A 12,850-nucleotide genomic window follows, 5' to 3' on the forward strand; every position below is an offset into this window, starting at 1 on the left:
TTCTGCCGTGTCGGACTGATGACCTGCGGGCGCGGGTCGATCGCCGCTTCGTCGTCAGAGCTCGCCGCTCAGAGGTGCAGATCACGGAACCGATCAGAACTCTCATGTTGGTCACGCTATGAGGGCGTGTGCCCGCAGGCACCGGCAAAGTTTGCCCAAAGCAGCGCCGTGGTTGGTCACATCGACGCGCCCAGTCGGCGATACCGTCGGAGTCGCGCCGCCCGTAGGTCCGCCGGCGCGCACGCCAGAAGGCCCGCAAGCTCGTGCTCGAGGACGCCGCCGAGTCGGGACAGAAACTCGACGGGTTCGTCCGCGGCGTCCGGCCGCTCGGCCACAATCCGATCGACGATGCCGTGCCGCAGTAGATCAAGGCTGCGAACTCCCTGCGCGTCGGCCATTTCTGCAGCGCGATCGGTGGTGTGAAACCGGATCGCGGACGCCCCCTCCGGTGGTAAGGGCGATAGCCAGGCGTGCTGCGCACACAGCACCCGGTCCGCCGGCAACAGCGCGAGCGCTCCGCCTCCCGCGCCCTCGCCGAGAAGGAGGCAGATCGTGGGTGCATTCAGGGTGGTCAGGTCAGTGAGGCAACGAGCGATCTCGCCGGCCAGACCGCCTTCCTCTGCCTCCTTGCTCAGCGCCGCACCTGCGGTGTCGATCACGGTGACCAGAGGCAACCCGAGCTCGGCCGCCAGCCGCATCCCCCTCCGGGCTTCCCGCAGGCTCGCAGGTCCGAGCGGACGGTCGGCAAAGGCACGATCCTGACCCAGCACCACACAGGCGGCCGCGCCGAATTTGGCCAACGCCAGGAGCAGGCCGGGTTCACGCTCACCTGCACCGGTGCCTTGCAGCGGCGTGACCGTGTTCGCGGCAGCCCTGAGCAGACCCCGTACCCCAGGCCGGTCGGGTCGTCGCGAACGCTGAATCGAGTCCCACGCAGGCACGGCGCCCAACTCTTCGAGGGGAAGATTCGGTACGGGAGGCGGTGCCTCGTTGGGTGCGCACAACACGGTGAGAGCCGTTATCGCGACCTCCCGCAGCGCCTCGGGCGCCACCACCGCATCGACGAGCCCACGGGCGGCGAAGTTCTCGGCAGTCTGAACTCCCGCCGGGAACTCCTCGCCGTACAGCGCCCGATAGACCCGTGGGCCTAGAAAGCCGACCAGTGCACCGGGTTCGGCGGCAGTGACATGCCCGAGGGACCCCCACGAGGCCAGCGCCCCACCGGTGGTCGGATGCCGAAGGTAGACAACGTAGGCAAGGCCGGCGGCCTTGTGTGCGGCGACAGCCGCCGAGATCTTGACCATCTGCAGGAACGCGACGGCGCCCTCCTGCATCCGCGTTCCGCCGGAGGTGGGCACCGCGAGCAAGGGCAACTCCTCGGCGGTGGCACGCTCGATCGCCCGGACCAGTCGCTCCGCCGCAGCAACCCCGATTGACCCGGCGAGAAATCGAAACTCGCACATGATGATTGCGACCCGGCGGCCATCGAGTGTTGCCTCGCCGGTGAGGACCGACTCATCCAGGCCCGTCATCTCGCGGGCCGCGTCCAGCTCATCGAGGTAGCTCTGCACGGGGGCCCCGTGCACCCCCTTTGGGGGTACCGGGTCGGTATCCCACCGAAGGAAGCTGTCAGCGTCCAGTACCAAGCGGACGAGATCGAGCGCACCGAGCCGGGTCACGAGCCGGCCTCCGCAAGCCACTGCCGGATGGAATCACCGTGCTGATCAAGGGTCGGCGGAGCCGCGTGGCTGGCGCGAACCGCCGCGCCTGCGACGTCGTCGTCGAAACGCAGGGGTGGCCCGGGGAGGGTGATCGGGCCCAGCGCGGCGTGATCGACTTCGATGAGCAGGCCCTGGGAGCGGGTCTGCTCCCAGGTGTACACCTCGGCCAGATCGCGAACTCGGCCTGCGGGGACACCCAGCGCGTCGAGTCGGGCCAGCAACTCGGCGCTCGGGTATGCCCGGAACTTCTCATCGACAGCAGCTGTCACCGCAGCCCGATCGGCTACCCGTTGGGGGTTGGTCGACCACTCGGGACGGTCGAGTCCGAACGCCGGGGCGAAGCGTCGCCACAGGCCCTCGCTGCCGACTGCTATCTGGACGAGCCCGTCGGACGAGTGGAACAGTCCGTACGGACTGATCGATGGGTGGTGGCCACCGGTCGGCCGAGGTACTTCGCCGGCCACCGTGTATCGGGTGCCCTGAAAGGCATGCACCCCGACGATGGCTGCGAGCAGACTCGTACGCACGACCCGGCCGCGGCCGGTGGCGTTGCGCTCGTGCAGCGCGGCCACCACACCGTATGCGCCGTTCATACCGGCCAGCAGGTCGCCGATCGGGACGCCGACTCGGGTCGGCTCGTCGCGCGAGGCTCCGGTCAGCGACATCAGTCCCGCCTCACCCTGCGCGATCTGGTCGTAGCCGGGCCGGGTGCCCTCCGGTCCGTCGTGGCCGAAGCCCGTGATCGACAGCACCACCAGGCGCGGGTTGAGTTCGTGCAGTTGATGCATGCTGAATCCCAGCCGGTCAAGGACGCCGGGCCGGAAGTTCTCGATCAGAACGTCGGCGCGGCGCACCAACTCGGCGAGTGTGCCGCGGCCGTCTTCGCTCTTGAGGTCGAGTGCGATGGACTCCTTGTTGCGGTTGCACGACAAGAAATAGGTCGAATGCTGCGTACCGTCGCTGTCGGGCACGAACGGCGGGCCCCAGCTTCGAGTGTCGTCACCGCCGTCGGGAGATTCGACCTTGATCACCCGCGCACCGAGATCCCCCAGCATCATGGCGGCGTGGGGGCCGGCCAGCGCGCGGGAGAGGTCGACGACGAGGACACCTGACAACGGCCCATTGGGTGTCGTGAGCTGAGCGCCACCGCCTGCCAGCTCGTCGCGCTCGTTGGGCACGCCCGCGAGGAACCCGTCAACCGCGTTACCTGGTGTCGATGGCATCTTGGGCGTGGTCGGCCTGCCGACCGGCTCATCGAACGCGACAACGTCCGAATCCGTTCGGCCGGTATCGATCCCAATCCTGATGTGAGGAAGCGTCATAGGTAAACAGTCAACTGACGCGCCTACGCAAAGTCCCTGGCAAATGTTGCCGAGGCGGCGTGAGACAGTTCGGATCAATTCATATCAGGTGCGCATCCGAGCCTCCGTGGCCCAGCCCGAAGGGACCACGGAACGGTAGCGGCCAGAGCCCATCCATTTCGGAGCAACCCCCACTGAGGCCAAAGGACTCAGGGGCAGCGGAGCTGCATCAGCCCAGCGCCTTGAGCACGCATCCCGCCATCTCGGCCACCTGATCGTCGGTCATCACGAAGGCCGGCGAGAACTGCATGGCGCCGGCACCGGCCGCTCGACCCGAGATGCCGTGCTCGCGAAGGGTCTTGACGAACGGAAGCGCCTCGGCCGGGTCGGCGAGTTGCACGGCGGCCACGGCGCCGAGACCACTGCGCACCTCCTGCACGCGCGGATGCTCGGCCAGCGGCGCGAAATGCTCGTGCAGCGAACGTTCCAGCCGCGCGGACTCCGCCAGCAGGTTCTCGCGCTCGATGATGTTCAGGTTGGCCAGCGCCGCCGCGGCCGCGCCCGCATGGCCGCCGTAGGTGTACCCGTGCCGCCACCACACGCCGCCCGCGAAGAACGGCTCGGCCACGCGCGGCGCGATGAACACCGCGCCCATCGGGACGTAGCCGGAGGTCAGGCCCTTCGCCGTGGTCACCATGTCCGGCTGCAGATCGAAACGCGTTGCGGCGAACCAGGAGCCGCCGATCCGGCCGAATCCGGTGACGACCTCGTCGAGCACGAACAGGATGTCGTGGTCGCGGCAGATCTGGCGCACCTCGGCGAGGTAACCCTCGGGCGGCAGATAGATGCCGCCCGCACCGATGATCGGTTCGCAGAAGAACGCCGCGATGGCCTCGGCGCCCTCCCGTTCGATGAGTTCGAGCAGGCTCTTGGCGTCGTCCCACTCGACGGTGCGGACGTCGGCCATGAGCTCGCCGTAGCCCTCGCGGTTCACCGGGATGCCTGCCAGCGCGGTGCCCGCCACGTGCATGCCGTGATAGGCCTTCTGCCGCCCGACCACGATCCGCTTGTTCGGCTTGCCGACCTCGTGCCAGTACCGCCGGGCCAGCTTGGCCGCGGTGTCGACGGAGTCCGATCCACCCGAGGTGAAGAAGATCTTGCTGCCGGGCACCGGCGCGATCTCGGCCAGGCGCTCGGCGAGTGCGATCGTCGTCGCGGGCGCGAAGTCACCGAAGTTCGAGTAGTGGGCCACGGTCGCGAGCTGCGTGGCGACCGCGTCGGCGATCTCGGCGCGACCGTGCCCGACGTTGGTGAACCACAGCCCGGCGGTCGCGTCGAGATACCGGTTGTCGCGGTCATCCCAGATGTAGGCGCCCTCGCCGCGGGTGATCATGAACGCACCGTCGGCCTGCACCGACCCCATGTCCGCGAAACCGTGCCAAAGGGCCCCTGTTGTCGTGCTCACGCCTCGTCCTCGCTTCCGTCGCACGCCGGCCAGGAATCCGTCCGCTGGATCGCCTGGTGTCGATGGCGTCCTGGCGTGGTCAGCCAGCCGGCCGGCTCGTCGAACGCGTCCGTATTCGCTCCGCCGGTACCGATCCCATTCCGGAGGTGAGGAAGCGTCATAGACAGACAGTCAACTGGCACACCTACAATGAAGTCTCTGGCAAATGTTGCCGAGGCGGAGCGAGACACTTCGGAGCTACTCACATCGGATGTGCATCCCAAAGCTGATTCCTCTCGCCAGGTAACAGCAGCGTCCACTCGGTACCCCCCCAGACCGGCGTCCGGCTCGGGGCCCAAACACACTTCGGCGGAATGAGATCCCGCTGACGCCCCTTATCCTTCGATCATGAACACCCAAGTGGTCGACCATCCGCTGGCGGCATCGCTCCTGACGACGATGCGCGACGTGCGCAGTGACAATGCCGCGTTTCGGGCTGCGTTGCGCGGACTGACGCACATGCTCGTCTATGAGGCCATGCGAGGCGCTGAGGTGGAGCAGTTCGATGTGGTCACGCCGGTCGCGACAACTCAGGGAGTGCGGCTCGCGAATCCGCCACTCCTGGTACCTGTGCTGCGGGCAGGCCTCGGCATGGTCGAGCAGGCGAGCACTCTCATCCCGCAGGCCAGTGTTGGTTTCGTCGGAATGGCACGCGACGAGAAGACGCACCAGCCTGTGCCCTACATGGAATCCCTGCCGACCGATCTGTCCGGGATCCCTGTCTACGTCCTCGATCCGATGATGGCCACCGGTGGGTCGATGGTCCGCACGATTGATCTGCTTGTTGCGCGCGGCGCCACTGATGTGACCGCGATATGCGTGGTCGTGGCTCCCGAGGGCGTCGCGGCGCTGGAAGCCTCGGGCCATCCGGCGAGGCTTATCGCAGCGAGTGTCGACGACGGACTCAACGAAAACGCATTCCTCGTGCCCGGACTCGGAGACGCGGGAGATCGTCAATTCGGGCCCCGCTAGCGAGCTTTGGGCTTACAGCTGACGGTAGTGCGATCGCTTCTATCTACTCGACCATCGGAGGGAGCGCGGCAATGCGTCTGCAACCAGTATGACTGGCAGCGGAGTCGAATTGTCGATTCGAGGCTCACAGACTTACCTGCATCGAAACCATTTGACACTCAATGGATGTGACAGGTGCACGCTCGCGCCTGTCGCCCTGAATGCGTCGACCGCCCAGTGCCGCCATGGGTGTCTTGATCACGACTCTCGGATCCGGATACGAGGAGCGCGAAGCCTCGCCCTTTATGGCAACAGATGGTCTGTTTATTGCGGTTGCGGTGAGTCCTTACCCGCAAGGGTGAGTGGTTCGCACGTCGGTTCAGGCAGATCCCACGAGTGACGGTTCTCAGATGTCCCTGCCGCGACAGCGATGCGCGCGACACCCGGCCAGAGCGACTATCCTGTCAAACACATCGTCGATAGGAAATACATGGTGCCCGGCGGTTCGGGGGATAGCGGCAGGTAGCTCGTGACCGACCGCGATCCGCTGCGAACACAGCGTGAGGTGGCCGCCACGGTCGCGGACGAGTTGAGCGCGGCGGGGTTCGACGATGCCGAGGAGATCGGGCACGGCGGCTTCGGCGTCGTGTATCGCTGCAGCCAGTCCGCCCTGCAGCGGACGGTGGCGGTGAAGGTGATCGCCGCCGAGTTGGACGAGGAGAACCGGGCGCGTTTCTTCCGTGAGCAGCAGGCGATGGGCCGGCTGACCGGGCATCCGAACATCGTGGGGGTGCTGGAGGTCGGCTCCATCGATGGTCGCCCGTATCTGGTGATGCCCTACTACCCGCAGGATTCCCTCGACACCCGGATCCGACGGCACGGTCCGCTCTCGGTGGAGGAGGTGCTGCGGCTCGGGGTGAAGATGGCCGGTGGGCTCGAGACCGCGCACCGGGCCGGAATCATCCACCGCGACGTCAAACCCGCGAACATCCTGATCACCGACTACGGCGAACCGGCATTGACGGATTTCGGCATCGCGCACATCGCGGGCGGCTTCACGACTGCGGCCGGCACCGTTACCGGATCGCCGGCGTTCACCGCCCCGGAGGTGCTCGGCGGGGGGCCGCCGACTCCTGCCGCGGACGTCTACGGGCTCGGCGCCACGTTGTTTGCCGCGCTCACCGGGCACGCCGCGTTCGAGCGCCGTAGCGGCGAGAAGGTGGTGGCGCAGTTCCTGCGCATCACCACACAGCCGGTGCCCGACCTGCGCGAGCATGGCATCGCCGGGGACATAGCGGCGGTGATCGAACACGCGATGGCGCGCGGCCCGGAGGATCGGCCGCCGGCGGTCGCTCTCGGTGAACAGCTCCAACAGCTACAGGCCCGCAGCGGGTTTCTGGTCGACGAGATGGCGCTGCGTCCCGAACAGGACACCGAGCAACACGTGGGCGGTGCGGTGCCACCTGTGCCCCTGGTCGCCGGTCACTCGTCCATCGGTCAGCGCTCATCCACTGGGGCCTCGGCGGGCGGGAAGGGAAACCTCCCTGTGGAGCTGTCCACCTTCGTCGGACGCCGCACCGAGCTGACCGAGGCTAGGCGTCTGCTGGCTTCGTCTCGCCTGGTGACGTTGACCGGGATCGGTGGGGTGGGCAAGACACGGCTGGCCTTGCGAGTCGCCACGAAGGCCCAACGGGACTTCGGGGACGGGGTGTGGCTGGTCGAACTGGGTGAGTTGCGCGATGGGGCGTTGCTGGCGGACGTGACGGCAGCCGTGTTGGGTCTGCGGCCCCAGTCGACGCGGCCAACGCAGGAGGTTCTGGTGGACTTCCTGGCACCGCGAGAGTTGCTGTTGGTCCTCGACAACTGTGAACAGGTGGTGGATGCGGCGGCGCAGCTGTCAGAGACGCTTCTGCGCGCCTGCCCGAAACTACGGATTCTCACCACCAGCCGTGAGGCCCTGGCTACCGGAGGGGAAACGGTGCTGCGAGTGCCTCCGCTCACCGTCCCCGATCCGGAGGAATCGTCGCTGCGAGGAATACCCAGCTACGACGCCGTCACCTTGTTCCTCGAACGCGCCGACGCCGCGCTACCGGGATTCGAGCTGACCGAGGACAACACGACCACTGTGGCAAGTATTTGCCGACGACTGGACGGATTGCCGTTGCCGATCGAGCTGGCGGCGGCGCGGTTGCGGGCCCTCTCACCAGACCAGGTTCTGCGGCGGCTGACCGACCGCTATTCCCTGCTCACGCGCGGCAGTCGGGGCGCGCCGACCCGTCAGCAGACCCTGCGCCTGTGCATCGACTGGAGCTACGGGTTGTGCACACCGGCCGAACAACAGGTCTGGGCACAGCTGTCCGTGTTCGCGGGCACCGTCGAACTCGATGCCGCCGAACAGGTGTGCCGGCTCGATGCGCAGCCGGATGGCCTGTTCGACGTGCTGGCCTCGCTGGTCGACAAGTCCATCCTCATCCGGGAGGACTCGGGCACCGCGGTGCGATTCCGGATGCTCGAGACGCTGCGTGAATACGGACGCGAGAAGGTGCAGGAGTCCGGCGAGTTTGCGGACCTGCGGCGGCGGCACCGGGACTGGTACCGGCAGCTGGCGCTCGACGCGGAGGCCGCGTGGATCAGTGCCCGGCAGCTCGACTGGATCGCCCGCCTCGACCGCGAACAACCGAACCTCCGGGAGGCGCTCGAATTCTCCCTCACCGAGGACGCGGACTCCGACTCCGTACTGGCCTTCGCCGCGGCCCTTCAACCGTTCTGGTTCTCGCGCGGCCAGCTCAGCGAGGGACGCCGTTGGTTTGATCGCGCCCTCGCAGTCCGGCCAGGGACGGCGTCCGCCGTGCGCGCCAAGGCGTTGGCCCGGAGTTGCCCGCTGGCTGAGCGCCAGGGAGACCTCGCCGCCGCGACCAGGATGGCCGCGGAAGCCCGGTCACTTGCCGATCAGACCACAGACCCGCTCGCGCATGCGTTCGTGGATTTCGCCCAGGGAGTCCACGACGTCTTCTCCGGCGACCTCACCCAAGCGCGCGCACGCCTGGAACGGGCCTATGACGTATTCGTAGCGCAGGGCCACCTCTATTCGCAGGTCTTGGTGCTCCTCCACCTCGGATGGGCGTGCGAACTGCAGCAGGACACCGCAGGGGCACTCGTCTGCCATGAGCGAGCCCTAGCGATCACCGAATCACACGGAGAATCGGTGTGTCGCTCACAAGCACTGTGGGCTACCGCAGTTGCCGTCTGGCGTCGAGGAGATCACGACCGCGCGCTCCGACTGCTGCAGCAGGGGCTTCGATTGACCCGTCGGCGACGAGACCCACTCACGACCGCGACGTGCCTGGAAGCACTGGCTTGGATCTCTTCGGCCGAAGGCAGCGCACGGCGCATCGCAGTGCTGATCGGTGCGGCGCAGGCCCTGGGGCAGGTCACGGGGAGCTCCACCGTGGTGTTCCCCAACCTGCTCGTCTTTCACGAGGAATGTGAGCGGAACGCACGCCGGGCCCTCGGCGCGCGGGCATTCGAGGTCGCTCACCGCGACGGCACTTCAATGGACCTTGACGCCGCCATAGCCTTCGCACTCGGTGAGAAACCCGAGGCCGCTCCGTCGACAAGAGGCCCATCAACGGAGCTGACCAGGCGGGAGCGTCAGGTGGCAGACCTCGTCGCCGAGGGGCTGACGAACAAGGCGATCGCCGCCCGCCTGGTCATTGCGCAACGCACCACAGAAGGACACGTGGAGCATGTCCTGGCGAAGCTGGGCTTCACCTCCCGGGCACAGATCGCCGCTTGGGTCGTGGAGCAGGGAAAACAATGATCGCTCACAGCGCGGAGGCCCCGCCGTCGTGGTCTCCACGTGGAAATCGGACAGCCGGGGCCTCCGCTCGAGCGAGGTCAGGATCTTCGCGTCATCGTCGACGACGAGAATTCGAGCTGCCGTCGCCTGGCTCGGTGTTGCCTGCGTACCGCTAGCAGGCCTGCGGCGCGATGTTGCCGGGCGCGGGCTGGGCCTCGACGAGTGCCGCCTGGGCTCCGCCGGTCGCGGCCGGGGCGTTGCCGGTCGCCGCCTGGGACCCGGTGGCGACCGCTTCCTTCAGCGACTCGATCGAGACGGTGTCGGCGGCGCCCGCGGGAACGATGGTCTTGATGGTCTTGACGAGTGCCTCCTGCTGCTCGGCGGTGGCGTGCGGGGAAAGGCCCTCGTCGATCAGCTTCTGCAGTGCCTCTCCGGTGACCACGACGCCGTCGGAGCATGCGATGCCTTCGGCCGGTGTGGTCGCCGCCGCGGGGGTCGACTCCACGGTGGCCTGCTGGAGGGCGGCGCCCTGGGGGATGACGTCGGCGGCCCAGGCGACGCCCGGCACGGCCAGTGCTCCGACAGCCACGATCCCGGCGGCGGTCATGCCGAGCCGGCGGCGGGTGGTGCGGTTGGTGAGGTTCTGGCGCATGTCGTTCTCCTTCGGTTCGGGGCCTCGATGGCCCGACACCGACGAATGTATGGACCAAGTATTCGGCGGCGGTTAGTGAAGTCTTAGGGGTTGGTTAGGAAGTTGTGGGTCGGGTCGATACGGCCCCCGCTGCGGCGATCCGGCGAGTCTTCCTCCTGGGGTGCGCTCATGCCGTCGCAAGCAGCTTCGCGACATTGGTCCTCAATCTCGAGCGAGCCACTGAGTGCCCGCTCCCCGATGCGGAAGATCAACACGGCCGAGTTCGACTCGATCCTTGCCAGCGACAACGCAACGGAAGGGCCGACCGCCTTCTCCGAGAAACGTGCGCCCCGCTGGAGCGGAAAGTAACGCGCGCCGACGAGCCAGCAAATGTTCCTAGGAGTTTTCCGGTACCTGGGTGACTGTCTACTTCGCCTAGGGAGAACTTAGGATCTCCGCACGTTGCAGGCGATGCGTGACGAGCAGCGAACCAAAGGTATTGTCGCGCAGCATATTTAAATTGACAGCAAGCCGTCTTCCGGCGCAGGTCAGGAGCCGCATCGTCTTGTGCGGCTCACTCGGTCTGAAGTGGCCAACTATCTTGACGAATGGCCCCAACTACGGAAGGGCCGCCATCGATGAAGTCGACTGCGAGGGTGCATCAGGCTGCCTGCTGCATGCTGGCGCGGGACCGCTGGGCTCACTGGGAGGGTCGTTGGAGTACGGCCGGGAGCGCCTAGTTCGGTCGCAACCCGGCCAGTTTGTCCGGGTTGACCTTGTCGGCGTCATCGGTGAACGCGTCCTTGACTATCCGATGCCCGCCCGACTACTGGCAACGAACTGGAGATCACTCGTTCGACCGCGCGGATCGGTTTTGTAGTTAGCAGCAAGGCACTAACGGCGTGGGTTGTGGTTGTCAAGGGTCAATGCTGACAAGGTCTTTGATTGCGTTGGTGGCCTTGAGGTTTGGCCCTCGGATGCGGCCACGGGCAACCGCATAGTGTTATACCCTTCGCGCGGCGCGACGAGCGCTACCCCAAAATCTCAGGAGCGCAGAGCTATTCGTTCATTACATAAAGTCCTTCGTGCCGCGCTGATCTCGGCGGCCGTCGCCGGAGTCACTTTGGCCGGGCCCGTGACAGCCTCGGCCCAGGGTTCCACCGAGGACCTCGGCTCGAGTTCATCGTCGTGCAGCCTCGTCCAACAGCTCGTCTCACTGTTCGGGTCCTCGGACTGCGAAACCTCCCCGGGTCCGTCGTCGGAAGACCGGGCATCCGATCGGAAGGCGCCGGCAGACCGGCCAGCCGAGCAGAAGCCGCCGGCCGTCCGGGCAACTGATCAGATGGCGGCGGACATCGCGAGGCTGACCAACGACCACCGCAAGCGGAACGGCCTACCGATGCTGAAGGTGAATGCGGACATCTCGAAGGTGGCCCAGGCCTGGAGTGCCCGGCTCGGGCAGGCCGGAGACCTGTCGCACAACCCGGCGTACAGCGAGGAGATCCCGCGGGGCTGGGAGGTCGCGTCGGAGAACGTCCTCCAGAACTGGAAGCAGGCTTCCGCCGAGGAACTCGTCCAGCAGTGGATCGATTCACCTGGCCACAACAAGAACATGCTGAACCCCGACATCACCGACATGGGCGTGGGTTACCACGTCGGACCGGACGGTCGGGCCTGGGCCACCCAGAACTTCGCCCGCTACTGACTCGACGCCACGGGTCCGCCGCCGCCTCGTCAAAGGTGGTCGGCGGGGCGCGGTGTGACCGCGCACCAGTTCGGTCTCGAGCATCTCCACTGTCGCGACACCGGAGTGCGACGGCGTCAGCAGCAATTATCTGATGCTGCAGCCACCGCACCGCTACTGTTCCGCCCCGGACGAGCGCAACCGTGTGTGTTTGCGACGCCCACACGGCCGATCGACCAGGCATTTTCCGTCGCCGCCACAGCATCATCGGCGGCGACGCCGTAGTAAGCAGGAGGAATTTTGACAAGACTTCGTCGGACAGGCCGTTGCGTTGCGGCGGTCTCCGTCGCGATCGCGATATCAACAACGTTGGGTGCGCCCCATGCGGCAGCCGACAGTGCAATTCAGCCGGATCCGACAGGCTCTCTGCTGTTCAGTCGGCTGGTGAAGAACGCCGATGGATCGTTGAAGACGAACGGGACGGGCGGCTATCACGTCGTCACGCCATACACCGACAACGACATCACGAGAAAGGTCGGCCGCCTCAAGACCGATGGCCTATGCACCGCGTCGGTCCTCGACACCCCGAGCGGCACCCTGGCGATAACCGCCAGGCATTGCACCGACGGCGCCGAAGACCGAATCGATGCGGGCAGAGCGACCTTCACCCCGGGCTGGCACGAGGGCCAGCGCCCCTACGGTGATTGGGTAGTCGACCGAGTTTTCACTTCCGATGCCCCGGTCGACGGGAGCGTCCCCGATGTCGCCGTTCTCGCGATCCGCCCCACCGGTGACGCCGGCTCCCGGCGGGTCGTGTCGGCAGCCACCGGTGGAGGGTTGAAGGTTCACCCGGCCCTGTCGAGCACACAAACCGTCCAGGCGACGCTGCTCGGCTACCCCGGGCCTGCCCCGTACGACCTCGTGCGTATGTCGGCCTGCGTAGGTGACTACACCTATTTCCCAGGAAAGGGCCGGAAGGCCGTGCACCGGATCACGACGCAGGACGAGTGCTGGGTCGGTGGCGGGTCCAGTGGCGGGCCGTACGTCACCGGCACATCCGCTGGACCGCAGATCATCACCGTGCTCAACAGCAACGGCGGCTCAGCCATCTCGAACGTCAGCGCCGCCCTGATCACCGACGCTGAGAGCTGGGTCTACAACAAGTATCCGGACCTGGTCCGCAAACCAGGAGACGGTCTGCCCTCTACAGGCTCTGACGGCAGCTCCGCGCTGTCGTTCGGCAGCTGATCCGAGAATGA

The 12,850-nt window shown here is 66.7% G+C and carries 8 protein-coding genes; 4 read left to right on the top strand and 4 right to left on the bottom strand.

Annotation, left to right across the window (positions count from 1 at the left end):
* Positions 1-176: 176 nt before the first annotated feature.
* From ACFQS9_RS09250 to ACFQS9_RS09260, 3 genes are all read right to left on the bottom strand, one after another.
* Positions 177-1,679: a carboxyl transferase domain-containing protein gene (locus ACFQS9_RS09250; protein ID WP_378403782.1), complete on the bottom strand. Its 1,503-nt coding sequence runs from the start codon at positions 1,677-1,679 to the stop codon at positions 177-179.
* Complete coding sequence (locus ACFQS9_RS09255) at positions 1,676-2,944, bottom strand: CaiB/BaiF CoA transferase family protein (RefSeq protein ID WP_378403784.1); 1,269 nt, start codon at positions 2,942-2,944, stop codon at positions 1,676-1,678. Before ACFQS9_RS09255 ends, ACFQS9_RS09250 begins: the two co-directional genes overlap by 4 nt.
* Positions 2,945-3,251: 307 nt before the next feature.
* Positions 3,252-4,445, bottom strand: coding sequence for an aminotransferase family protein (locus tag ACFQS9_RS09260; RefSeq protein WP_378404150.1), 1,194 nt, complete (start codon positions 4,443-4,445; stop codon positions 3,252-3,254).
* Positions 4,446-4,874: 429 nt separating this feature from the next.
* Here ACFQS9_RS09260 and upp point away from each other — a divergent pair, with 429 nt between their 5' ends.
* Positions 4,875-5,498, top strand: coding sequence for a uracil phosphoribosyltransferase (upp, locus tag ACFQS9_RS09265; protein WP_378403786.1), 624 nt, complete (start codon positions 4,875-4,877; stop codon positions 5,496-5,498).
* 508 nt (positions 5,499-6,006) lie between these two features.
* A complete protein-coding gene (locus ACFQS9_RS09270) occupies positions 6,007-9,297 on the top strand; it encodes a protein kinase domain-containing protein (RefSeq protein WP_378403788.1) in 3,291 nt (1,096 codons plus the stop codon).
* Between the two features lie 151 nt (positions 9,298-9,448).
* On the opposite strand, the gene ACFQS9_RS09275 is transcribed toward ACFQS9_RS09270, so the two are convergent.
* Positions 9,449-9,928 (bottom strand): hypothetical protein, encoded by a 480-nt coding sequence (locus tag ACFQS9_RS09275; RefSeq protein WP_378403790.1) that lies wholly within the window; start codon positions 9,926-9,928, stop codon positions 9,449-9,451.
* A 1,321-nt stretch (positions 9,929-11,249) separates the two neighbouring features.
* Here ACFQS9_RS09275 and ACFQS9_RS09280 point away from each other — a divergent pair.
* Both ACFQS9_RS09280 and ACFQS9_RS09285 read left to right on the top strand, forming a co-directional pair.
* A complete protein-coding gene (locus ACFQS9_RS09280; protein ID WP_378403792.1) occupies positions 11,250-11,612 on the top strand; it encodes a CAP domain-containing protein in 363 nt (120 codons plus the stop codon).
* Positions 11,613-11,960: 348 nt separating this feature from the next.
* The gene (locus ACFQS9_RS09285; protein ID WP_378403794.1) at positions 11,961-12,839 is read left to right on the top strand and encodes a trypsin-like serine peptidase; all 879 of its coding nucleotides are present in this window, start codon (positions 11,961-11,963) and stop codon (positions 12,837-12,839) included.
* Positions 12,840-12,850 lie beyond the last annotated feature (11 nt).

The sequence above is a fragment of the Rhodococcus daqingensis genome (assembly GCF_042665615.1).
GTDB lineage: Bacteria > Actinomycetota > Actinomycetes > Mycobacteriales > Mycobacteriaceae > Rhodococcus_G > Rhodococcus_G daqingensis.

Excerpts from the sequence above, each read along its gene's own strand:
- ACFQS9_RS09255 (WP_378403784.1), bottom strand. The coding sequence starts at position 2,944 with ATGCCATCGACACCAGGTAACGCGGTTGACGGGTTCCTCGCGGGCGTG.
- ACFQS9_RS09260 (WP_378404150.1), bottom strand. The coding sequence starts at position 4,445 with ATGGGGTCGGTGCAGGCCGACGGTGCGTTCATGATCACCCGCGGCGAG.
- upp (WP_378403786.1), top strand. The coding sequence starts at position 4,875 with ATGAACACCCAAGTGGTCGACCATCCGCTGGCGGCATCGCTCCTGACG.
- ACFQS9_RS09275 (WP_378403790.1), bottom strand. The coding sequence starts at position 9,928 with ATGCGCCAGAACCTCACCAACCGCACCACCCGCCGCCGGCTCGGCATG.
- ACFQS9_RS09280 (WP_378403792.1), top strand. The coding sequence starts at position 11,250 with ATGGCGGCGGACATCGCGAGGCTGACCAACGACCACCGCAAGCGGAAC.